This is a genomic window from Mannheimia kashgarensis, from assembly GCF_041807705.1.
In the GTDB taxonomy this organism is placed as follows: domain Bacteria; phylum Pseudomonadota; class Gammaproteobacteria; order Enterobacterales; family Pasteurellaceae; genus Mannheimia.
The window spans coordinates 26,267-46,899 of the sequence record NZ_JBGTYY010000002.1; the positions used below are offsets into that span (position 1 = coordinate 26,267).

A 20,633-nucleotide genomic window follows, 5' to 3' on the forward strand; every position below is an offset into this window, starting at 1 on the left:
TACTACTTTGCAGGAGTTTTTGAATTTGTAGCTGAATTCGATTTCTTCGACTTGTCCGACTTCTTGCCTTGTTCTTTTTTCTCGGATTTGCCTTTCTTGCCACAAACATTTTCGCAAGGTATGCCGTCGTTATCCCTGTCTAAGCGATCTGCATCGCATTTTTCTAAATAGAACTTTGCTTGCTCGCAAGATTGCATTTCTTTGCAGTAAGGGATAGGGTCATTGCAGCTATAAGCCAAAACTACAGGTGAAATAAAAAACAAAGTAGAGAAGAGTAATTTTTGCATTATGAATACCTTAACGTTTAACCCATCGCTTAACACTTTCCAGCATATAAGCCACTTTATAAACCCATTTATACTTCCCGTCTTGCAGATTTTTACTATAAACAAAAGCAACCTCTTTCAACGGCTGGCTAAATTTATAAATCTGTTCAAGTTGCTGGTCTGAAAGGTCGATAAATTTAAAGTCACCCTTAATTTGGAAGCGTTCTCTGGTGTAGTTGCACAGTAAAATGTGCAGTTCGTAGCAATGGTGGCGATAATAAAGAATGTCTTTCAACATTTTAGAACGATAAGCCTGTTTCTGCTTTTCGGTTTTGGCATCAAGATAAACATTGTTTGCTTTAATGCCATTGACTTCATTCACATTAGCGTGGAAGTGTTGATTGTTTGTATCCCCCATCGACTACCTCTAAGAAAAAAGATATTTTGCAGCAGCTAAAGATAAGCTAACAAGGGCAATTGCAGTTGCAATAATCCATTTTGTTTGGGCTTGAATATCTTTTTGGAAATCTGTTCTTAAGTTGGCAATATCGGTCTTCACATTGGCAACATCGGTTTTTAACTCAAGTTGGAGTTCTGCTTGTATTTTTTGAATGGTTTTTAACTCACCTTTAATTTCACTCAAATCTTTTTTGATATATTCATTATCAACTTCTAAACGAGTAAGGCGTTTTTCAATTTCAGTCATTGGATGTTCCCCTATTCTAGTTGTGGCTACCCTTTGGGATAAACCAACATCATTATTAGCTGAATCAATTAATTTTAAATTTGACTTACTCATTTTACATCATTTCCATTTAATTTTTCTTGCATTATTCTGTGATATTCTTTTTGTACAAAACGGGCATCAAACGTCCGCATAAAACCACAATGATTACAACGAATAAGAAAAACAGGATGGGCACCAAAACGAATATCAGTCACTTTTCCTTCTTGAGAAACAACTGTTTCAACTAAGCCAAGCCCTGCATTATTATCTGCATTCGTGTCAAACGTCACACGACCTGTTGCTTCATCTTCAATCTTAGCCCGCTTAGGCAAACCAACAGCAGAATAAATCACATCATCTCTTTGGCAACAAGGGCAGGTATCTGGCACTTCTTTTTCAATCAAATAGGTTTGAAAATCCTCTACTGAAAAAATCTCATTCATTTCTTAATCCCCGTCACTTCTCGCACATTAGAGTGGAACACTTGATTATTATTTTTGCCTTCTCCTGAAGCGATTTGACTCACACCCCCGTTTTGGGCGGTCGGGTTACCACTTGCAAGATTCCCCAAAAATAACACCGCTTGCATTTTCTGCGAATCGTCCAAATCCGCAAAGGCGGTTAAAAGCATACGTTCTGATGTATCGAGTTTTTTCTCTTTGCTTTCGCCTGTTATGAGCCAGTTCAAGTCGCAGTTATATTTTTCTGCAAAGTCAGCCACATACGCTAGAGAAATAGCTGTTCCCCTTTTCCAATTAGCCACAGCAGTTTTGCCAATTCCGAAGATTTTAGCTAATTCCTGATCTTCTCTTACGTTTGCAAGAGTTTTCATTCTGTCAATGATGTCAAGGTTGTTCATAAAATCACCAAATAAAATATAAAATGCAAAATAATGATTTACAGTTCATTTAAATACAACTAAAATCACAACCATACAGAAGCAAAACGAAGCAATCAAAAGCAACGTGAAGCACTCATCACAATACCACAAAACGAGGGAAAACAAAATGGAAAACCAAGCAGAAAAACCAACTGAAATTCAAATCGCCGTACGCCTAAAAGGTGAGTTGGCGGACAAAGTAAAAGCAATAGCAGAAGCCGAGGACCGTTCATTTGCGTACATTGCCACACGCTTGATTAAAGAAGCATTAGAAAATGTTGAGTTAGTGGATTAAGGAGGCAGAAAAATGAGTGATTTTGTAAAAGCAATCCCCTATTTTGCGGAATTTGCGAAAAGGGAAGGACCGGAAGCCTTAGCCAATTTTTTTGAGTTTATTGCGGCTAATTCGGTGGAGGAAGCAGAGGAGCCTGTTACTGTAAATGAGTATGGCTGGATTGTGCCAAAACAAGAGGAATCAAGCGAAGTTTGTTCTGCTTCCTCCGAATTAAATGGTCTTAGCGAAAAAATCTCGCCCATTCCTCTGGTACAGACTTCGGAATCTTTATCCGAAGCCGAGAAGCTGTGGGTGGAGCAGACTTTTGATAGAGTGTGTAAAGTGATGTCGCCAGAGGATAGTGTCCGTCTTCGAGCAATACTGATAACCACGATGACAATTCTTTCTCAAACACCTTTCTTGTATCGCCAAAGTTGCCAACTAGCAGCTTTAGTGTTTCAGTGGCGGCTTCTATTGCGTCCTCTACCCGAGGATTCTTTTGAAGTGAAACAGCATAAGCGAGCCCTATTAGAAGAATATGAGCGTGTGAGTCTGGAACCTTCGAGAACATTCCTCTAAGCAAATCAAGCGGCTCAGAGATTGAGTGTAGTTCATTCATAAATAGTCCTTTTTGAGTGAGTGGAAATCGGATTATAGAAAGTGAGGAGTAAAAATGGAACAGCAAAGTAAAAGCCCTGCGATAGAGCTTACAGGGCTTAGAAAATGGCAAGAAGCTATTGCACGTTATGTGGCGTTGAAAGCTGTCCAATGGTTGTTCCGAGTTCATCAAATTTCGCCAGTGCCGAACGAAGTGTTTGTAATGCCTGCGGTGAGAAATGGAGTTGCAACTTCGCCCCAGTCGGCACACCGGAAACGAACTGATAACAAGCCAGCGTTAGTTCTCCTGTATTAGTGTTGAGCGAAATATCAAGAGGTTCGTCAATATTAAATGGGATAGTGATGGGTTCAGACATAATGGTTTCCTTTTTGAGTGATTGGAAATCAGATTATAAAAAGTGAGGTGTAAAAATGGAACAGCAAAGTAAAAGCCAACTGACAACTATTCAGAAGATAGAGTTGTTAGCACTTAGAGCGGGAATGGTTGCCTATTTGAAGAAGGAATTACAGAAATGAGTGAGTACACGAAAACGGTAATTTTCGCTTTTCATCTACTCACCTCAATTTGGTTAGTAATGATGGCGACAACCTTTCGAGAAGTGGTTACTGTTTTGGTAGGTGGTCTGGCAAGCCGTTTGTTATTGTGGTTATGGCTTTTCCCCGAGGAGTTTCGGAAAAATAACCGCACCAATAGCAAAGAAGAGGAGCTTTAACCCAAGGTATTGCTTAATGGCTTTTGTTTCATCCATCGCAAAATTAAAGCCAAGTTGATGTAGTTCTGTTTGAGAAAAACTACCAAGGGCAATGCCGGCAATACACAAAGTTAGCAGATAGCCTTTGAATGATGAAGAGTAAACTTGAGTGATATGCGTTTTAGCATAGCGGTAAATAAGCCAAAAAACGCCGATAAGTGAAAATAGCAAGGTTGCTTGCCATTCAAATGTGAGTTTAGGTGTGAGGGCATAGCGTTGGTAAAGACAAGCACAGGCTGCCACAACTATAGCACTGATAAAGTCAATAAAAGCAGATTTCATACGGTTTCCTTTTTGAGTGATAGGAAATCAGATTATAAAAAGTGAGGTGGAAAAATGGAACAGCAAAATAAAAACCCTGAACAGGCAGGGCTAGCGAGTGGGAAATTTACTGTAAGACGTAATCAAGACGGTAAATGGCGTTTAGATTTGACCTTGTTGGATTTTGGTATTAGTTCGCCAGAAACGACTCAAGCTCGTTGCAAATTGCTTCAAGAGCTTCAGCTTGCTCTTCTTCAAGGTCAAGGTCATTTAAATACTGTCGGCGTGAACGTTCGAAAAGCCGGTCCAGTCGTTTGCGTTGGTAGTCTGTTAAACGACCTTTTAAATCATCAAGAATAATGTTTTTGGCGTGGAGTTGATGGCGTAGGTTTTCAACTTCAACGGTGAGTTCAATAATTTCATTTTCAGTGTTCATACTATTTCCTTTTGGAGGGTTAAACAATATCTAAAACATAACCAAAATTCAACCGCTTGTCTATGGGGATAGATAAGCCGAAACAACAGTAAAAACGCAAAGAATGTTAATTAGCCTTGGGGAAGGCGTAGGGGAAATAATGAATTTAGACCACACCTGTACAAATTGCAAAAGTAAAAATTTACGGGTTCGTACATCTGAAAAAATCGGTTTGCTGACTATTCAGGCTGTTACTTATTGTAATAACTGCGGCACAGAGCAACTTGTGCAAAGTCAAATTATCCGTGTTCGCACACCAATTTATAAAGAGCGACCGGAAGCAATGCGTATTAATAAATGCTTGATGGAAGCCGATTTAAACACGCCGGATTTGTTCGATGGCGTTGTGGCAGACCAACCTAAGCAAGACTAATCCCAGTTTTTAACCAATCGTCAAAATAAGCCTTATTTGCATAGGGCGAGATTTTTGCACCCTAAATTCAGGAGATTGAACAATGAGTAAGCAATTACATTATCGACACAAATCACGTTGGAACAGGCTTAACCGCCTTAAGAAGATGAATAAACGCCGCCTTAATTTATTTCTGCAAGAAAAGCGGGTGGCGAATTTAGAAAGCCGGTTAGCCGATGAAGTAGAGCTGGCAAAGCTGAACAGTGAGCAGATTGGCTATTTACTGTATTTACTGCAAGCATTGGAGTTAAAAGTGAATCGGTTGATTCGCCAAAATGAAAAGCTGAAAGCCCGTGTAATTAAGCTGGAGAACGCCAAACAGACCCAAAAACAAGGTTTGTTTGCAATGTTTAAAAAGGTGTTGGGTAGTAAAGGGAATCCTTAGGGGTTGGTATGAGTTTGGTGGCAATGTTTCAAAAGCAGAAAGTGAGTAATAGCAAAAAGGCGTTTAGTTGCGATCACTTCGGCTTGATGTGGAATCAGGCAAGTGAGGAGCATAAGCGGTTGTTATTGCGTGCTGCCTTTTTGCAAGAAAACCCTGAACCGAAACCGTGGGGAGCTTATAGCAGAGAAGAAAAAAGCACCTTGCATTCATTCGGGCTGTGGTTTGAAGAATTTGCCGATTTCCAACGAGTAATGAAGAACGATTCCAAATTGCGTGAAAAACGCATTAATGCACCTGATTAGGAGGGAAATATGAGCCGTAACCGTGAATTGTGTGAGTTTTTTCACAAACTGTGGTGCAAAACGGGCAACCGATATGCTTATCGCCAATATCAAGCTTTTTCGGCACGTTATCAGCAGGAGTGTTTGAATGGTTAGGCAATTATTAAGGACTTGCTCCGGTAAGCTTGAAATGAACGCTGAATATGGTTGTTTTTGTGTGTATCGACTGGTTCGGAATGTGGACGGTGAAGTGATTAAGAGGGTGTTGGTTATCAACACTGCAGAATTTAAAAAGGCAATAGCCAAGATGATTGAGCAGGCAAAACATAAAGGGTAAGCAAATGAGTGGTTGGAACTACGAGGCAAGAGCAGCAGAGGTTGATGCGGAACGTGCAGCAACCTGTGCTGCTTTTTTGCAAAATGCCAGCCAAAAACAACCGCTTGTTAAGCCGAGCTTAAATGATGTGACGGCAAGCCAAACGCAATTAGAGCTTTTTGATTTAGTTGGCCGTAGCAGTTATGACTATGTGGAGGCGTTATTACGCCGTTTGCCGACTAAACGCCAGCGTGAGCATTTTCGAAAGCTCTATTTGCGTGAGTATCGTTCGGTTGAAGATGATGGCTCGATTGCATTTAGCGTAGGTAATAAGCAACGCACGCACGCTAACCATTTTTTGCGTGAGTTGTTGGAAAAACGCTTAGGTAAGGTGTTTGTTCAATATCAGTACGATCTTGAGTGGCTTTCAATGTCGATGGCAGATAAGTGGCAGTGGACGTTGGAACAAAGTGTGAAATACCGTGAGCAGATTGAAGTTTCTGATGTGGTGGTGCGTGAGCGTGAAGATGACCCGGTGAAACAGAAATTGCCGTTTTATTTGATGACCGAGGGCAAATTAAAAACGGTTGCCGAGCATCTTCGCTCTATTTTTTCTAAATTGCAGACCGATTTTTTCACAGAGCGTGCCAATAGTGGCGAGTATTTTAGTGATGCAGAGTGTAACGAGTTGCTTGTTACGCTCTATCGCCGTATTGGTTCGCTGTGTGAAACGATTGGGGTTTCACTTAACTATTGGGCAACTTTTTCATTCCGTGATGGTGATGAGGATTTTAAGCCGAATTTGAAATCGATTGAAACCGCCTTAAACCAAGCTGCTTGCGAAAAGTGGTGGATGAAACAGTTGCAGAAAGCCCAAAAGCAGATGGTGGAGCATTTGGCGATTGCTTGCGGTGAGGTGCGTAAGGGCGTTGCCGCTTATATTTCCGAACACGGGTTTACCGCTTGGCAAGCTCAACGCAAAAAGAATTTCGATTTTTTACGCAGCCAAATTTTGATTAATGTCGATAACGAGGAAGAGCAAGCCGAGTTGTTGGATATGTACTTGAAATCCAGTGCGAATCCATCTATTCGCCATCAAGAGATGATGGCTTGCTTGAACGGCATTGAGGTGTGGGCGAATGAAAACGACCATCAAGCCTTATTCCTAACATTGACCGCCCCGAGTGCTTACCACGCTCAACATAGCGAAGGTGGGCAGAATAAAAAATGGAACGGCTCAAGCCCGAAACAGACTCAAGCCTATTTGAATAAGGTTTGGGGGCAATACCGTGCGTTATTGAAAAAACGCTCAATCGGCTTTTACGGAATGCGAGTAGCTGAACCACACCACGACGGCACACCACACTGGCATTTGTTGATGTATGTGGCGAAAGAACACGTTGAAGAAGTGAGCCGTTTGTTTAAGCAAAAAGCCCTAGAAGTGGACGGTGACGAGCCAGGTGCGAAGCAACACCGCTGCAAGATTGATTTGTGCGATCCGGAAAAAGGCTCGGCTACGGCGTATATCGTGAAATACATCTCCAAGAACTTAGGTGGCTTGGGCGATGTGGGCTACATTTCAGACGAGGTTGAGGGCTTAGGCTTTAAAGACAATGCCGGTCGTGTGCGTGCTTGGGCATCAATGTGGGGTATTAGACAATTCCAATTCTACGGTGTTTCCAGCGTGGGTGTGTGGCGTGAGCTACGCCGTTTAACCGCAGGGCAGATTGCTGACCCTGCTTTAGAAGAATTACGCCTAGGGGCTGACTTAGGCGATTACGCTTTTTATTTAGACAAACAAGGCGGAGGCGGTGCAACCCGTGATTTGTGGTGTGCCAAATTAGCCTATGAAACAACAGAGGAGAACAAATATGGTGTAGTAGGTAAACGTATTATCGGAGTTAAGAGCGGGAAAGAGGAAGTAAAAAGCCGCTTGAAACGCTGGCAGATTGTGCCGAAGAAAACTGTTAAAACGGTTGAGCGGAGCGAAACCCAAAACACGGAGCGTAGCTCCGCTTGGACTTGTGTCAGTAACTGTAACCCTAGTAATAGCAAGGGTTCAGGCAGTGGCACAAGAGTAAAATTAGCAAATTATTTCGCCGAAAATGTCGAAAGAGTCGAACGATTTAGGCAAGCTCTCAAAATGCGTGGAGTTGTTGAAAGTTTGTTCAATGAATATCACATTTTTAGCCTGCTAAACGGTGGCGAAGTCAAAATTTATGGCAAAGATTACATTACCTTTGATGGTAATGAGGTGCAGATTGGGCGGAAGAATTAGGAGATTAGAGAAAATGGCTAAGTTTATTCATTTAACAGCAGTTTGTTATTCAAAATTAGATAATGGGAAAGTGTATGCGGAGGAGCATAACATCATTTTAAGCCTTGATTTTATTAATGGGTTTACTGACTGGGTATTAGATGATGACGATTTCAATTTAGAGGGAATTTCTAAAGAAAAATACAAATTAGATGGTGCTAGGGTGTTTCTTACTCCAGAAGGTATTCAATTTTTTAATACCACTTTTTTTGCTTTATCAGTACGTAATGGGCAAATTGGGGACGGTAGTGTTATGGTAACAGAAAACTTAAGTGATATTAAGAAACAGCTAGGGTTATTCGTTGAGGAGGTGGAAAATGACTAACCAAATCCAACGAACCTTAAACGAGCGTGGCAAAAATTACGGCAGTTTTGATGATGTTGCCGCAATGAGCCAACAATTAAAAGCGATGTTGCTTGATAGCAACACCCATTTAGAGCCACATCAAAGAGAGGCTGGCGAGATGATTTGTGTGAAATTGACACGCATTTTTGCAGGCAAGAATCCAAGTTATGAGGATAACTGGCGAGATATTGCCGGTTATGCGGTGCTGGGTGGCAGATTGGAGGGGGAGTAATGCAACAAGAACAAGTAGTACAAGAGGTCACAAATGAGCAAGTTTTTGCAAAATTGTGTGAGGTAGAGCAGCTTTTAAAAGTGAAAGGTGTGAATGAACATAGCCGTGAATTGTGGGATTTGGGCGATGTGGCAGCATATTTCGGCTACACTAAAGGACACACCAGCCGAAGTGTGGTATCTAGTCCACATTTTCCGAAACCGATTGCCCTTGATGGCTTACGAGGCAAGGGCAGAGGGGCGAAGAAGTGGGTGTCCGGTGAAGTGGTGCAGTTTTGTTTGAGATGGAAAGTTAAGTAGTATGAAAAAATTTACCTACGGTTCTATCTGCTCAGGCATTGAGGCAGCAAGCGTAGCGTGGCACGATATAGGTATGCCGTTATGGTTTAGCGAGATCGAGCCGTTCCCGTGTGCTGTGTTAGCCTATCGCTTCCCTGATGTGCCAAATTTGGGCGATATGACCGCCCTACCCGAAAAAATCCTTAACCGTGAAATTTCTGCTCCTGATGTGTTGGTTGGTGGCACGCCTTGTCAAGCTTTCTCGGTAGCGGGCAAACGGGAGAGTTTAGACGATGAAAGAGGAAATTTAACCATTGTTTTAATCCACATTTTAGAGGCAATCGATTATGTCAGAAATCAAGACGGACAACCGCCCTGCGTGCTTGTTTGGGAAAACGTGCCCGGTGTGCTATCCACCAAGGACAACGCATTCGGACACTTTTTGGCTGGACTGGTTCAAGAGCGTGAGCCATTACAACCAGCAGGGGGAAAATGGACAAACGCTGGTTATGTGCATTCAAAACGAACTGTCTGCTGGCGAGTTCTCGATGCTCAATACTTCGGTGTCGCCCAACGCCGTAAAAGAGTGTTCCTTGTGGCAAGTGCTGGAAAGCAGCGAAGTATCGCCCAAATACTCATTGAGCGAAAAGGCGTGCGAGGGGATTTTGCACCGAGCCGAGAAACGGGGAAAAGTGTTGCCGGATTTATTGAAAGTAGCTTTGGAGCGTATCGCCAATCCGAACAAGCTGGAACTATTAGAGCTTCAGGGGGGGGCGTTGAGCGGTGGGAGTGAAACGCTGATTGTTCACGGCACTCAAGACCGGATAATCAGTAATGATAAAGCTCATTGCTTAGGTCGGAATAACCGACAAGAAAATGTTCTTTTTGAAATAAAAGGCGAAGAGGCAGTGCGTATTAGCGATGTGCAGGATAAAACGCCAACCCTAAAAGCAAGAATGGGGACGGGTGGAAATAATATTCCGTGCATTGTAAAGCCGCCGTTTACAATTCGCAAGCTGACACCAAGAGAATGTGAGAGATTACAAGGGTTTCCTGATGATTGGACGAAAATCCCCTACCGAAACAAATCCGCCGATGAATGCCCCAATAGCCCACGCTATAAAGCAATTGGAAATTCAATGGCAGTCCCTTGTATGCGATGGATAGGGGATAGAATAAATCAATATATTAGTTCTTAATCAATATAAGCCGATAAATTTTACTATTTATCTTATCGGCTTTTGTCTTACTGCAACTTGCTTACAAGCTCTGATATATCGGGGTTATAGTAGGTATTTTGCAAAATACTTAAATCTCTATGCCCTGATACTTTGGCAAGCTCCATTACCGTGAGATATTTAGACAGGCGAGTGAGTGCCTCTCGCCGTGTGTCGTGAAAATGCAGATCGGCGTTGTGGAGGTTTGCCCTTTTCTTTAACTCTCTAAAGGTGCTTTCCAAACTTTGAGTTTTTACCTGAAAAACAGTTGGGTCATTTTCATTCTTAAAAAAGAACAAGTGCTGAATAATTTTCATCGCTTTTGATGATAAAGGTACTGTTCTTGGGTGTCCGTTTTTGGTTTTAGGTAAGAATGCCGTTCTTTTTTCAAAATTTACATTCTCCCAAGTGAGCGTTGCAATTTCTCCTGCTCGCATTGCGGTTTCTATAGCAAATAAAAACATTGCTCCGACACGGTTTTGTATCGTGATTGGTTGATAACGTTCATCATATCCTGAAACAAATACGATTCTTTCAATCTCCTCATCAGAATATCTCCGTGTTCTAGGTGGTGGAGTTTTTGGTTTCTCAAGCGTTAATAGCGGGTTTGTTTTTAGATAATCCCACTCAATAGCTTTACTCAAAACAGCAGATAAAGAGGTACGTTCACGCATAACGGAGTTAGGTTGTACTTCTTGCAATCTCTGGTTTTGCCATTTTTTAAAATGCTCTTTGCTTAAATCGGGTAGTAGTATGTCACCTAAGAAAGAGCGACTTACCCGTAAGAGACGATAGCGTTCTTCTCTTGCTCCGCCTTTCAAGATTGTTTCCTCTTTGAGGTATTTATCAATGAGGTCTGAAAAAGTAATTGATGGGATAGTGTTATACTCTCCGGCATCAATTTGGCTTTCGAGCCATTGAGACCATTTGACAGCCTCATTTCGTGTTAAGAAAGTTTTGCTTTTAGTTACGCCTTTTTTACGAACTTGAGCTCTCCATTTTTTACCATTTTTAATAATTGTTGCCATAGTGTGCATTCCTTTTGATTTGTGCATTTTTGTGTGCAATGTGTGTGCAAAGGAATGTTAATAGAGATCATAAACGATCAACAAATACCCAATTTTCATATTAAATTGGGTAACTTGGGGAGAGATTTTTCACATTTGGGGTATAGTGAAAAAATTGTAAGGGATTGTTTTATTTGAGGTTTTTTATATTTTATTTGTAGTAAAAGCAGATTTTGGGGAAATCTGCTTTTAAAGTATTGGTGCTCTGGGCGAGACTTGAACTCGCACGGGCCACGCCCACCACCCCCTCAAGATGGCGTGTCTACCAATTCCACCACCAGAGCTTTTATTTTTTATTTGCGATTATTGAGGGATATCGCTATTTTCTGTTTTTACAGGTTCTACTTGTTTTTGTTCAACACCACTTAAGTCTTCAAATTGGCTTGTTGGTGCTTTCGTATGTGAACTTAAGTTGCCAATTACTAAGCTAATTGCGAAGAAGATTGTTGCTAATAAAGCGGTTGTTCTTGATAAGAAGTTTGCTGAACCAGCTGAACCAAAAACAGTTGCTGAAGCACCAGCCCCGAAAGAAGCACCTGCATCAGCACCTTTACCTTGTTGCATTAGTACAAATGCAATTAATAAAATTGCAACAACAAGATAAACAATGGTTAGTACGTTAATTAACATTATTTATTCTCTATTTATTTTCTTTATGCTAAATTTGCAATGGCGTGAATAATATAGAATTTACGCCCATTTGACAAGAGGCAAACGCTGATTTTTAAACGCTTGATTTAATTTTCAGCAGTTAGTGCTTTCTTTTTCGCATATTGCCGCTTAGGCTTAGTTGCAAGCGGTGTGATTTTCGCTAAATTTTGCAAAACTTGGCGGTTTGGGCTTTGTAATAAATGAGGTAGCTGCTGATTTAGCTCAAGCATAAATTGCTGATAACTTGCCTCTTTTTTACTGATTTGATTGAGCTGCATTTCCCAATGAGCTGTCATATCAGGTTGTGTTGCAGAATCGGGCAAGGCGTGAATGAGTGTTCTGCCTGCTTCGGTACTATGAATGTTTTTACCCTTGCGGATTAAGAAGCCTCGCTTAAACAGTAATTCGATAATGCCTGCACGGGTCGCTTCTGTGCCTAAGCCATCGGTTTCTCTTAACACTTTTTTCAATTCTTTATCTTGTACAAAACGGGCAATGCCTGTCATTGCAGAAAGTAGGCTACGATCGGTAAAATGACGAGGTGGCTGCGTTTTTTTACTCATAATTTCGCCATTCTCGCAATGTAAAACTTGCCCTTTTTTTACGATAGGGAGTAGCGGTTCTGCATCATCAAAATTATCTTCTTTACCCAGTAAGGCTTTCCAACCAGCAACTGCTAAGTTGCGAGCTTGTGCGGTAAATTTTCCGCCTGCAATTTTAAGATCAATTTTACTTTTGCGATATTCTGCATCAGGGCAGAATTGCATTAAATATTGACGAGCGATAAGCTGATAAATTCGCTTTTCATTTTCAGTCAAATGCACAGTGCCTCGTCTGGCTGTTGGAATAATAGCGTGGTGGGCTTCCACCTCTTTATCATTCCAGCAACGATTTCGGTGGTTAGGATCAACCACCTCAGGCTTTTCTTGATACTCAGGCAGATGATGGGCGATAGCGGCCATCACTTTAAATCTGTAGTTAAAATGCTCGGTAGGTAAGTAGCGATTATCAGAACGAGGGTAGGTAATCAGTTTGTGCGTTTCATAGAGTTTTTGGCAAATATCGAGTACCGCTTGTGCGGAAAGTCCATATTTCCCAGCTGCTTCCATCTGTAAAACAGAAAGCGAGTAGGGAAGTGGAGCAGTTTCCTTTTCAATTTTATCTTGATAGTCGGTTACATTTGCAGGTTGATTGGTAATGCGTTTTACCACATTTTCTGCCAGTGGACGAGATAAAACTCGACCATCTTCATCTTGATAATCTTCACAGGCCTTACTTGGTTGCCATTGGGCTTTAAATTTTTCTTGCGTTTCAGGCACAAGAATATGAGCGAATACTTCAAAATAATCTTTTGGAATAAAGTTTTCGATCTCCAGATCTCGGCGAACGATTAAGCCAAGCACAGGGGTTTGAACTCGCCCAACAGACAGCACGCCTTTGTAGCCAGCCCAACGCCCTTGTAGGGTGTAGGCTCTTGTCATATTAATGCCGTAAAGCCAATCGGCTCTAGCTCGAGCAAGGGCAGAGGTTGCAAGCGGTATAAAATCACTATTTTTTTGCAATTTTTCAATCGCACGGTTTACCGCAGTTGGATTGAGATCGCTAACCAAACAACGCTGAATTTGACTTTTACGTTCAGGCGATAAGTTGAGATAACCAAACACTTCATCAACTAAAAGTTGTCCTTCACGATCAGGGTCGCCTGCGTTTACTAAAATATCCGCTTTTTTGATCAGCCTTTCGACCACTTTAAATTGCTTTAGGGTTTCTTTTTTAGGAATGAGTTTCCATTGCTCAGGCACAATAGGGAGGTGTTCCATTCGCCACATTTTAAAGCGTTCGTCATAGGCATCAGGCTCGGCTTGCTCTAATAGATGACCGATACACCAAGTTACAGTGTCGTGTTCTCCACATTGAATAAAGCCATCACCTCTGGTATGAGGTTTGGGTAGTACATCAGCAATGGCTCGGGCGAGACTTGGTTTTTCAGCTACAAATAAACGCATAATGGTAAATTTTTGAAGAAATTTAACCGCTTGTAAAAGCGGCTAAATGAATATTTTCGTAAATTAATTCAAACCGTATTCGGATAAAATCATCTGGCATTGAACTGGCGGTGTTGGTAATACTTTTGCTCTAGGTGTACCTGTATCCGTCTTAGGCTCGAACCAAGAGTAAAGTTCTTCACCACAACCATCGCCTGCTGGAACTGGGGATTGATTCTCACAATTTGCCGCATCAGCAGGGCAGGTTAAGCGAACGTGGAAGTGTGAATCGTGTCCATACCAAGGGCGGATTTTACGCAACCAGCCGCGATCAGTGCCTGCGGTCTGGCAGAGTTTCACTTTAATCGCAGGGTTTACGAAAATGCGATCAACACGATGATCCTTAGCAGCAATTTTAATTAAGTTGGTATGGTGCTGATTCCATAAATTGTCATCAACTCGTTGTGTATTACGATTAACCATAATGGTCGCAAGCCCAGCAGGATTGCGAGCGGTGGCATCGTCCATTGGACCAAATCTCAGCCAAATATCGGCATCAAGCCCTGTTTGGTGAGAGGCATGTCCTGAAGCAAAGCGTCCGCCTGCAGGCATACCCATATCGCCGATTAAAATAGTTGGGATTCCAGCTTCTTTGGTTTTTTTACCTAAATTAGTAAGATAATCGAGCAGCTGTGGGTGACCATAGTAGCGGTTACGAGCTGAGCGAATGACTTGGTAACCATCGCCTTTTAACGCTAATGGCTCTGCTCCGATAATACAGCCGTTGCTATATCCACCAATAGATTGGGCTTTACCTGGCACGGGAGTTTTGATTTTTTCCCACTGTGTTGCGGAGCTAGCTGCGCTAGTAAGCACAAGGCTTGAGATAAAAAGAGTGTTTAATAATTTCATTTTTTCAATCTATAGGGGCGGAATATTTTTCGCCTTTATTTGAATATCCTAGAGCAAATAATTATTTGCCCCTACGAATAAAATTTTAGCGGCATTGTGCCTTAAATCTTAAGAGGTGATCTAACAACACAATCGCCATCATTGCTTCTGCAATCGGCACGGCACGAATACCAACACAAGGGTCGTGTCTACCTTTGGTAATAACTTCAACAGGCTCGTTATTTTTGTTCACGCTTTTTCCCGGAATGGTAATGCTTGATGTCGGTTTGAGAGCAATATTCGCAATAATCGGCTGACCAGAGCTGATTCCGCCTAAAATACCGCCTGCGTGATTAGACAGAAAACCTTCCGGTGTCATTTCATCACGGTGTTCGCTACCACGTTGTTCAACAACGGTAAAACCATCCCCAATTTCAACTGCTTTTACTGCGTTAATAGACATTAATGCGTGGGCGAGATCAGCATCTAATCGGTCGAACACTGGTTCGCCTAAGCCAACAGGCACATTTTCTGCAATTACAGTCAGTTTTGCACCAATCGAATCGCCTTCTTTTTTCAGTTCACGAATTAACGCATCAAAACCTTCAATCGCCACAGGATCAGGGCAGAAGAATGGATTACTATTGACTGCTTGCCAGTCAATTTGTTCAATATTTTCAACGGTTTTTCGATCAATTTTGACTTTGCCAATTTGAGAAAGATAGCCTCTAACCTCAATGCCAAATTGCTCACGCAAATATTTTTTTGCAATAGCACCAGCCGCAACACGCATTGCGGTTTCACGAGCAGAGGAACGACCACCACCACGATAATCACGAATGCCATATTTTTGTTGGTAAGTGTAATCAGCGTGCCCTGGTCTAAATTTTTCTGCAATATCGCCATAATCTTGTGAGCGTTGGTCGCCATTTTTAATGATTAAGCCGATACTTGTACCCGTTGTTTTACCTTCAAATACCCCTGATAAAATTTGCACTTCATCATCTTCACGGCGAGGGGTGGTGTAGCGTGAAGTACCGGGTTTACGGCGGTCTAGATCAGGCTGTAAATCAGCTTCGCTTAATTCCATATTAGGTGGAACACCATCTACAATACAGCCTAATGCAATACCGTGAGATTCGCCAAAAGTGGTTACTTTAAATAATTGTCCAATGCTGTTGCCTGCCATCTTTAATCCTTTTCTTTTGTTGTTATGTTATTTGGTAGTTCAAAATCAAAGCGTTTTGAGCCTACTTTAATTTCATCTTGTGTATCGTTGTTTTTGATATACACATCTAATTGGTTAAACGCAATATCAATATTATGCTCATTAAAGAGCTGATGGATATGGGTATTAAGTGCATCAATCGTTGGATTACGATCAGATAAATCATTCACATAAGCTCTTAATTCGTGATCCAATGTACTTGCACCGAATGTGAGGAAGTAAGCTCTTGGTTGAGGATCTTTCAATACTTTCGGATTTTCTTCCGCTACTTGTAGTAACAAGCGTTTAACTAACTCCACATCAGACCCGTAAGCAACGCCAACTTGAACAATAATACGGGTTGCTGTGCTACTTAACGCCCAGTTTACTAAGCGTTCAGTTACGAATGCTTTGTTTGGTACGATAACTTCTTTACCATCAAAATCAACGAGGGTTGTTGCACGAATACGAATTTTTGAGACTGTGCCACTATATGTGCCAATGGTAATAGTATCGCCAATACGCATTGGGCGTTCAAATAAGATGATAATACCTGAAACGAAGTTTGCAAAGATCTCTTGCATACCGAAACCCAAACCAACGGAAAGTGCGGTGAGTAGCCATTGGAGCTTACTCCAAGACATTCCTAATGTGCCGAAGGCAAAGATCGCACCCAATGCAATAATCATATAGGTAAGAAGAGTAGTAATTGTGTATGGTGTGCCTTGAGATAGTTTAACGTGTGAGAAAATCAAGGCTTCTAACAGACCACTCAAGTTACGAATTAATACCACCATTACTACAATAATGAGAATAGCGGTCAGTAAATTCAGCAATGTGATAGACTCCATCACAATGCCAGTTTCGGTAGTTACACTTTGCTGCCATAAGGTTACACCATCTAGGTAGAGAGCAACTGTAATTAAGTCCGACCATACCCAGTAGAGTAGAATAAATAAACCTATCCAAAGCACGAAATCGGTTAATTTCAGCATCTGGTTTTTTACTTCACTAACGGCAATAGAATCCTCTTTTAGCTCGAAAGGAATTTCAACACCATCAGGGTTTTCATTATTTTGTTCTGCTTTAGCACGAGCTTTAGCTTCTGCCGCTTCTCTTTTCTCCTGTAAACGACGGTAAGCAAGACGACGAGCAGAAATAGAGAAAGCACGATAGAGAATATTACGGACAATAATCCAAGTAATAATAGCAAAATAAGAAGCAATTAAATGCTCAATAATCACTAACGCCGTGTAGTAATAGCCCAATACAATCAGGATAATGAGAACCACAGGGGCAATCAGTAAGACTAATTTCACGATTGTTAGCAGAACACTTTTCGATTCTTTAGTCTGCTCGTGCGTTACATTTTCATAAGTTGAAATAGCTTGTCTAAAGGCTGGAGCAATCATCCAGATCATTAAAATCAAGACGAAAATAGTCATTGTTTGCCCAAGTACATCGTAAGCAACACCTGTCTCTAAATTAGTAAAAATAGAAGTGTTGAGCAATAACGCGATGAGCCAAACTGAGCGTCTTAAAATATTACGGAAAATTTCATTACTTTTTTGTGGCATATTAAAGTGGATATGCCCGATACCGTGTGGGCGTAGCATCGCCACTAAAAAGGCAAAATACAGCCAATAAGCTGCCATTTTTAGTCCCCAAGCCCAAACTTCTTGAGGACTCTCTAAAGAAATATAAGTAATGGCAATGAAACTTGCTAAGAAGATAAAAGTACTTGGTAAGCACAGCACCACAGTCCAAAAAATAGCAAGTGGTGTATTCCATTGACTATCTGTTGCAACAATTTTTAATCGGTTATTGATATGGTGGAGTTTTTGTTTAATCTTATCTTTTTGACGATTAATAAAGGCGGCAAGCAATAATAAAATAGTCACTAAAATCCCTGCTGGCACAATATTATCACTCCAGTTGGAGAAATTGAGTTTTTTACCAATATCAAGAATTTGATAGTGAGCGATATCAATAAATTTACTGAACCATTCTAAGTCCATCGGACTATTACTTTTTACCCAGAAACTTTGTTGCTGAAGCTTTTGTTGCAAAGTATCGCTAATGGTTTGAACCTGCTGTTGGTTTAATTCAATATTAATCAATAAATTAAGCTGACTATTCAAAGATTTAATCATTTCAGACAAGGTGGCTGAACGCTCTTGCAAAATCGTTGTTAGTTGTGATTTTTCTTCAGCAGTAAAGGTAGTTTTCCTATCTTTTTCTAATTTAGTAATATAAGCATTGATATTTGAGAAAGAATCTCTTAGCTCTGTCATATCAAAAACACGCACACGCAAATCGGTAATTTGTTTAGAAATGCCCGAAATCATCTCATCTTGCGGTAATGATTGTTTTTGCTTATTGATAATACGAGAAAGCACCAACGTACCTTGTAATGAGCTAATTTGCTCTTCAATATTACGTTGAGTTTGTTGAAGATTATCAAGCACGCTTTTAATACGTAAATTATCTTGCGATAACTGTGTCATATCTTTGGTTTGCTCAAGCAATTCCTGTGTTATTTTAGTGTTTAAATCCAATTCACCTAAAATAACAGGATTAGTCGTTGCATTATTTTGCTGATTTTGAACTGCTTGTGCTTGCTCTAATTTATTTTTTGATTCCTCTACGATCTGATTGTTGATTGCCGTTTGTAAGTTAGCAATTTCAGCCTGTAGATTTTGCTGTTCTTGTCTTTTTTCCTCTAGTTGGGAAGAATACACCGCAGCTAAGCTATCACTGCCATTTAGTAATGTTTGGTTATAAGTATTTTTTAACTCAATCAGTTCCAGTTCTGTTTCTAGCTTAGAACGAAGTTCGCTTTGAATATTGGCAGCAGAAAGCTGGGTATTAATTTCCTGCTTACGTTTTACCATTTCAGTTAATGCAGCTTGAGCTTTATCCGGTGCAGTATTTTGAGCAACCAAATTATTATTGATTAGGCTTAAATCGTGTTGTACCGTTTCTAGCTTAGCTTGTGCTGCGGTAAGTTCTTTTTGTAAATCGGTGGTTGTTTTTTTTGCCAAATCTTCCACGCTTGGGACAACAATCTCTTTTAATTTTTCAAGATTACTTTGGCTGGTAGCTAAGGCTTTTTGAGCCTCTTGAATAGATTTATTCAAAGCTTCATTATCTACCTTTTGTTTCTCAATTTGAGAGAGAAACGACAGAGTATCCTCAAGTGTTTGCACTAAGGCTTTATTGTTTGCATCCGCTTGATCTAATTTTTTAGCACTATCAAGCTGGCTCTGAACGGCTTTTTGAAGTGGAACTTCAGCTAAGACAGAGCTATTTGCAGCAAATATAAGTCCTAAGCTGAGAAAAATGGTTTTTAGTATTGGTTTAAACATAGATTTCCTTTATTTTTTTATTCTGTATATCTTGTTGTAATTGCTTGCGTGAAATTTTGATTGCCCCTTGCGCTTGATATTGTTCAATATCTAATAAGTAATAGGCAATAGGCTGTTTAAATTTTTCTAACTTGTCAGACAACCAAATTTTTAATTTATTAACTTCTTGTTCTAAATTAGGTTGTTTGAGTTGTATAACGGCTATTGGTCGCTGCCCAAATTCGCTATCATCATTGGGCAGGACGAACACTTGTTCCACAAGGTTGGAACGAAAAATGATCTGTTCGATCTCCTCCGGCTGAATGTTTTCGCCGCCCGAAATAAACATATTATCCAATCGCCCTTTTATTACAAGCTGTTTTTTACTGTTCCATTCGCCCCTGTCTTTGGTGGCAAACCAGCCCTGTTCGTTTACAAGCGGTCGAATTTGCTGATTATTTTGCAAATTGCCTTTTTGCCAATAACCTAAAGCAAGTGGTTTGCCTTTTACCCAAACTTCGCCATTTTCAAGTTTGACTTCTCGATGATTTAAAGGATAACCCACATTATCCAATTCATTTTCTACTGCACAAACGGTAGAAGCCATTTCTGTCATACCATAACCACAAAAGGTGGTAATACCTTGCTGTTGGGCTTGAGCCACAAGTTCTGCAGGGATAGCTGTGCCACCTAATAAGCATTTTTGCTTCATTGGGTAATTTAACTGAGTTAAATAACGTTGTAATTGTGTTGGCACAAGTGATGCGTGGCTGACTTGTTTGAGCAACGTAAAGAAGGCATCTTTGCTTTCATTTACATAAAGCGTTGCCCCTTTGAGCAACCAACGCCACACAATGCCTTGCCCTGAAACGTGGAATAAGGGCAAACTCAATAGCCAAGCGTGCGTTTTTTCAAATTCCATCAATTCACATACACCTTCGGCACTATATAAATGAGCAGAAATTGAATGTACAGCCGCTTTAGGCATACCTGTTGAGCCAGAAGTTAGGGTTAGTGTTGCTGCTTGCTCAAAATCAAGACTTGGTAATGGGTTACAAGCGGTTATTTTTGCTGAAAAATTTGCAAATATTTCATCAGTAATAAACACATCAACGCCTGTTTCTTCTAAGATAGCTTGTTGTTGTGCTTGAGTTTGTGCAGGGTTGAGCATTAAGATTTTTGCTCCTAGTGATAACGTGGCACAATAAGCCAGTAATCCACAAAAACGATTACTGCCACAATAAGCTACTAAGCATTCAGAAGTAACGTTTTGAGTTTTTAAAACAGAACAAACTTGTTGAAGCAAATATTGACATTCCGCCCAATTCAATTGAGCTGGAAGATGAGGGAAATAATCGGTTTCCCCATTTTCTCGTATAATGGCAATATCTTGGGCTGTGTTTTCAGCCCAAAATTGAGTGGGAAATAGGGGAGAATGAAGCAGCATA

The 20,633-nt window shown here is 40.8% G+C and carries 26 protein-coding genes, 1 tRNA gene and 1 pseudogene; 13 read left to right on the forward strand and 15 right to left on the reverse strand.

Going from position 1 to position 20,633, the window contains the following annotated elements; all coding sequences use genetic code 11:
• Positions 1-2 precede the first annotated feature (2 nt).
• Genes ACERCF_RS01320 through ACERCF_RS01340 form a run of 5 tightly spaced genes read right to left on the reverse strand, consistent with a single transcriptional unit; the run spans position 3 to position 1,852 of the window.
• Entirely contained in the window at positions 3-287 is a 285-nt protein-coding gene (locus ACERCF_RS01320; protein WP_373624347.1) for an excalibur calcium-binding domain-containing protein, read from the reverse strand.
• A 10-nt stretch (positions 288-297) separates the two neighbouring features.
• Positions 298-684 carry a hypothetical protein gene (locus tag ACERCF_RS01325; protein WP_373624348.1) on the reverse strand — a complete coding sequence of 129 codons (387 nt, stop codon included), beginning with the start codon at positions 682-684 and terminating at the stop codon, positions 298-300.
• 9 nt (positions 685-693) lie between these two features.
• Positions 694-1,065 carry a hypothetical protein gene (locus tag ACERCF_RS01330; RefSeq protein ID WP_373624349.1) on the reverse strand — a complete coding sequence of 124 codons (372 nt, stop codon included), beginning with the start codon at positions 1,063-1,065 and terminating at the stop codon, positions 694-696.
• A complete protein-coding gene (locus ACERCF_RS01335) occupies positions 1,062-1,436 on the reverse strand; it encodes a hypothetical protein (RefSeq protein ID WP_373624350.1) in 375 nt (124 codons plus the stop codon). The genes ACERCF_RS01330 and ACERCF_RS01335 overlap by 4 nt, the downstream gene beginning before the upstream one ends.
• Positions 1,433-1,852 carry a helix-turn-helix domain-containing protein gene (locus ACERCF_RS01340; protein ID WP_373624351.1) on the reverse strand — a complete coding sequence of 140 codons (420 nt, stop codon included), beginning with the start codon at positions 1,850-1,852 and terminating at the stop codon, positions 1,433-1,435. The genes ACERCF_RS01335 and ACERCF_RS01340 overlap by 4 nt, the downstream gene beginning before the upstream one ends.
• A gap of 148 nt (positions 1,853-2,000) precedes the next feature.
• On the opposite strand from ACERCF_RS01340, the gene ACERCF_RS01345 reads away from it, so the two are divergent.
• Both ACERCF_RS01345 and ACERCF_RS01350 read left to right on the forward strand, forming a co-directional pair.
• Positions 2,001-2,168 (forward strand): hypothetical protein, encoded by a 168-nt coding sequence (locus ACERCF_RS01345; RefSeq protein ID WP_161969099.1) that lies wholly within the window; start codon positions 2,001-2,003, stop codon positions 2,166-2,168.
• A gap of 12 nt (positions 2,169-2,180) precedes the next feature.
• Positions 2,181-2,726, forward strand: a complete 546-nt coding sequence (locus ACERCF_RS01350; protein WP_373624352.1) for a hypothetical protein — start codon at positions 2,181-2,183, stop codon at positions 2,724-2,726.
• A 155-nt stretch (positions 2,727-2,881) separates the two neighbouring features.
• Here the strand turns inward: ACERCF_RS01350 and ACERCF_RS01355 are convergent, their stop codons facing one another.
• Together ACERCF_RS01355 and ACERCF_RS01360 are read right to left on the reverse strand one after the other, a co-directional pair.
• Complete coding sequence (locus ACERCF_RS01355) at positions 2,882-3,121, reverse strand: hypothetical protein (RefSeq protein WP_081107930.1); 240 nt, start codon at positions 3,119-3,121, stop codon at positions 2,882-2,884.
• A 291-nt stretch (positions 3,122-3,412) separates the two neighbouring features.
• Positions 3,413-3,799 (reverse strand): hypothetical protein, encoded by a 387-nt coding sequence (locus ACERCF_RS01360; RefSeq protein WP_373624353.1) that lies wholly within the window; start codon positions 3,797-3,799, stop codon positions 3,413-3,415.
• 54 nt (positions 3,800-3,853) lie between these two features.
• Between ACERCF_RS01360 and ACERCF_RS01365 the strand changes: the two genes are divergently transcribed.
• The 11 genes and pseudogenes from ACERCF_RS01365 to ACERCF_RS01415 all read left to right on the forward strand — a co-directional run bounded on the left by ACERCF_RS01365 (position 3,854) and on the right by ACERCF_RS01415 (position 10,019).
• On the forward strand, positions 3,854-4,138 hold the full coding sequence (locus tag ACERCF_RS01365) for a hypothetical protein (protein WP_373624354.1): 285 nt from the start codon (positions 3,854-3,856) through the stop codon (positions 4,136-4,138).
• A gap of 215 nt (positions 4,139-4,353) precedes the next feature.
• Complete coding sequence (locus tag ACERCF_RS01370; RefSeq protein WP_006248166.1) at positions 4,354-4,626, forward strand: hypothetical protein; 273 nt, start codon at positions 4,354-4,356, stop codon at positions 4,624-4,626.
• 82 nt (positions 4,627-4,708) lie between these two features.
• Positions 4,709-5,050, forward strand: a complete 342-nt coding sequence (locus ACERCF_RS01375; RefSeq protein ID WP_373624355.1) for a hypothetical protein — start codon at positions 4,709-4,711, stop codon at positions 5,048-5,050.
• A gap of 8 nt (positions 5,051-5,058) precedes the next feature.
• Positions 5,059-5,352 (forward strand): hypothetical protein, encoded by a 294-nt coding sequence (locus ACERCF_RS01380; RefSeq protein ID WP_006250963.1) that lies wholly within the window; start codon positions 5,059-5,061, stop codon positions 5,350-5,352.
• A gap of 9 nt (positions 5,353-5,361) precedes the next feature.
• Positions 5,362-5,487, forward strand: coding sequence for a hypothetical protein (locus ACERCF_RS01385; protein WP_334256046.1), 126 nt, complete (start codon positions 5,362-5,364; stop codon positions 5,485-5,487).
• A 34-nt stretch (positions 5,488-5,521) separates the two neighbouring features.
• Positions 5,522-5,668, forward strand: a complete 147-nt coding sequence (locus ACERCF_RS01390; protein WP_373624356.1) for a hypothetical protein — start codon at positions 5,522-5,524, stop codon at positions 5,666-5,668.
• A gap of 4 nt (positions 5,669-5,672) precedes the next feature.
• Positions 5,673-7,925, forward strand: a complete 2,253-nt coding sequence (locus ACERCF_RS01395) for a replication endonuclease (RefSeq protein ID WP_373624357.1) — start codon at positions 5,673-5,675, stop codon at positions 7,923-7,925.
• Positions 7,926-7,938: 13 nt separating this feature from the next.
• Entirely contained in the window at positions 7,939-8,289 is a 351-nt protein-coding gene (locus ACERCF_RS01400) for a hypothetical protein (protein WP_373624358.1), read from the forward strand.
• On the forward strand, positions 8,282-8,542 hold the full coding sequence (locus ACERCF_RS01405; protein ID WP_373624359.1) for a DUF6378 domain-containing protein: 261 nt from the start codon (positions 8,282-8,284) through the stop codon (positions 8,540-8,542). Before ACERCF_RS01400 ends, ACERCF_RS01405 begins: the two co-directional genes overlap by 8 nt.
• Positions 8,542-8,841, forward strand: coding sequence for a hypothetical protein (locus ACERCF_RS01410; protein WP_373624360.1), 300 nt, complete (start codon positions 8,542-8,544; stop codon positions 8,839-8,841). Before ACERCF_RS01405 ends, ACERCF_RS01410 begins: the two co-directional genes overlap by 1 nt.
• Before the next feature lie 73 nt (positions 8,842-8,914).
• A pseudogene (locus ACERCF_RS01415) lies at positions 8,915-10,019 on the forward strand (DNA cytosine methyltransferase).
• 47 nt (positions 10,020-10,066) lie between these two features.
• On the opposite strand, the gene ACERCF_RS01420 reads toward ACERCF_RS01415, so the two are convergent.
• The 8 genes from ACERCF_RS01420 to menE form a co-directional block, all read right to left on the reverse strand.
• Positions 10,067-11,065 (reverse strand): tyrosine-type recombinase/integrase, encoded by a 999-nt coding sequence (locus ACERCF_RS01420; RefSeq protein WP_373624361.1) that lies wholly within the window; start codon positions 11,063-11,065, stop codon positions 10,067-10,069.
• Between the two features lie 237 nt (positions 11,066-11,302).
• A tRNA-Leu gene (locus ACERCF_RS01425) sits at positions 11,303-11,388 on the reverse strand.
• 19 nt (positions 11,389-11,407) lie between these two features.
• Entirely contained in the window at positions 11,408-11,734 is a 327-nt protein-coding gene (secG, locus tag ACERCF_RS01430) for a preprotein translocase subunit SecG (protein WP_373624362.1), read from the reverse strand.
• A 107-nt stretch (positions 11,735-11,841) separates the two neighbouring features.
• The gene (locus ACERCF_RS01435; RefSeq protein ID WP_373624363.1) at positions 11,842-13,761 is read right to left on the reverse strand and encodes a DNA topoisomerase III; all 1,920 of its coding nucleotides are present in this window, start codon (positions 13,759-13,761) and stop codon (positions 11,842-11,844) included.
• A 63-nt stretch (positions 13,762-13,824) separates the two neighbouring features.
• Positions 13,825-14,652 carry a penicillin-insensitive murein endopeptidase gene (gene mepA, locus ACERCF_RS01440; RefSeq protein ID WP_373624364.1) on the reverse strand — a complete coding sequence of 276 codons (828 nt, stop codon included), beginning with the start codon at positions 14,650-14,652 and terminating at the stop codon, positions 13,825-13,827.
• Positions 14,653-14,737: 85 nt separating this feature from the next.
• Positions 14,738-15,820 carry a chorismate synthase gene (gene aroC, locus ACERCF_RS01445; RefSeq protein ID WP_373624365.1) on the reverse strand — a complete coding sequence of 361 codons (1,083 nt, stop codon included), beginning with the start codon at positions 15,818-15,820 and terminating at the stop codon, positions 14,738-14,740.
• A 2-nt stretch (positions 15,821-15,822) separates the two neighbouring features.
• Positions 15,823-19,206 carry a mechanosensitive channel MscK gene (gene mscK / locus ACERCF_RS01450; RefSeq protein WP_373624366.1) on the reverse strand — a complete coding sequence of 1,128 codons (3,384 nt, stop codon included), beginning with the start codon at positions 19,204-19,206 and terminating at the stop codon, positions 15,823-15,825.
• Positions 19,199-20,629: an o-succinylbenzoate--CoA ligase gene (gene menE, locus ACERCF_RS01455; protein ID WP_373624459.1), complete on the reverse strand. Its 1,431-nt coding sequence runs from the start codon at positions 20,627-20,629 to the stop codon at positions 19,199-19,201. Before menE ends, mscK begins: the two co-directional genes overlap by 8 nt.
• Positions 20,630-20,633: the final 4 nt, after the last annotated feature.

Coding starts and splice junctions, on each gene's coding strand:
- secG (WP_373624362.1), bottom strand. CDS start 11,734: ATGTTAATTAACGTACTAACCATTGTTTATCTTGTTGTTGCAATTTTA.
- ACERCF_RS01410 (WP_373624360.1), top strand. CDS start 8,542: ATGCAACAAGAACAAGTAGTACAAGAGGTCACAAATGAGCAAGTTTTT.
- ACERCF_RS01330 (WP_373624349.1), bottom strand. CDS start 1,065: ATGAGTAAGTCAAATTTAAAATTAATTGATTCAGCTAATAATGATGTT.
- ACERCF_RS01365 (WP_373624354.1), top strand. CDS start 3,854: ATGGAACAGCAAAATAAAAACCCTGAACAGGCAGGGCTAGCGAGTGGG.
- aroC (WP_373624365.1), bottom strand. CDS start 15,820: ATGGCAGGCAACAGCATTGGACAATTATTTAAAGTAACCACTTTTGGC.
- ACERCF_RS01420 (WP_373624361.1), bottom strand. CDS start 11,065: ATGGCAACAATTATTAAAAATGGTAAAAAATGGAGAGCTCAAGTTCGT.
- ACERCF_RS01380 (WP_006250963.1), top strand. CDS start 5,059: ATGAGTTTGGTGGCAATGTTTCAAAAGCAGAAAGTGAGTAATAGCAAA.
- ACERCF_RS01375 (WP_373624355.1), top strand. CDS start 4,709: ATGAGTAAGCAATTACATTATCGACACAAATCACGTTGGAACAGGCTT.
- ACERCF_RS01390 (WP_373624356.1), top strand. CDS start 5,522: ATGAACGCTGAATATGGTTGTTTTTGTGTGTATCGACTGGTTCGGAAT.
- ACERCF_RS01320 (WP_373624347.1), bottom strand. CDS start 287: ATGCAAAAATTACTCTTCTCTACTTTGTTTTTTATTTCACCTGTAGTT.
- ACERCF_RS01405 (WP_373624359.1), top strand. CDS start 8,282: ATGACTAACCAAATCCAACGAACCTTAAACGAGCGTGGCAAAAATTAC.
- ACERCF_RS01385 (WP_334256046.1), top strand. CDS start 5,362: ATGAGCCGTAACCGTGAATTGTGTGAGTTTTTTCACAAACTGTGGTGC.
- ACERCF_RS01360 (WP_373624353.1), bottom strand. CDS start 3,799: ATGAAATCTGCTTTTATTGACTTTATCAGTGCTATAGTTGTGGCAGCC.
- mepA (WP_373624364.1), bottom strand. CDS start 14,652: ATGAAATTATTAAACACTCTTTTTATCTCAAGCCTTGTGCTTACTAGC.
- ACERCF_RS01350 (WP_373624352.1), top strand. CDS start 2,181: ATGAGTGATTTTGTAAAAGCAATCCCCTATTTTGCGGAATTTGCGAAA.
- ACERCF_RS01325 (WP_373624348.1), bottom strand. CDS start 684: ATGGGGGATACAAACAATCAACACTTCCACGCTAATGTGAATGAAGTC.
- ACERCF_RS01335 (WP_373624350.1), bottom strand. CDS start 1,436: ATGAATGAGATTTTTTCAGTAGAGGATTTTCAAACCTATTTGATTGAA.
- ACERCF_RS01345 (WP_161969099.1), top strand. CDS start 2,001: ATGGAAAACCAAGCAGAAAAACCAACTGAAATTCAAATCGCCGTACGC.
- ACERCF_RS01435 (WP_373624363.1), bottom strand. CDS start 13,761: ATGCGTTTATTTGTAGCTGAAAAACCAAGTCTCGCCCGAGCCATTGCT.
- ACERCF_RS01355 (WP_081107930.1), bottom strand. CDS start 3,121: ATGTCTGAACCCATCACTATCCCATTTAATATTGACGAACCTCTTGAT.
- ACERCF_RS01340 (WP_373624351.1), bottom strand. CDS start 1,852: ATGAACAACCTTGACATCATTGACAGAATGAAAACTCTTGCAAACGTA.
- ACERCF_RS01400 (WP_373624358.1), top strand. CDS start 7,939: ATGGCTAAGTTTATTCATTTAACAGCAGTTTGTTATTCAAAATTAGAT.
- ACERCF_RS01370 (WP_006248166.1), top strand. CDS start 4,354: ATGAATTTAGACCACACCTGTACAAATTGCAAAAGTAAAAATTTACGG.
- mscK (WP_373624366.1), bottom strand. CDS start 19,206: ATGTTTAAACCAATACTAAAAACCATTTTTCTCAGCTTAGGACTTATA.
- ACERCF_RS01395 (WP_373624357.1), top strand. CDS start 5,673: ATGAGTGGTTGGAACTACGAGGCAAGAGCAGCAGAGGTTGATGCGGAA.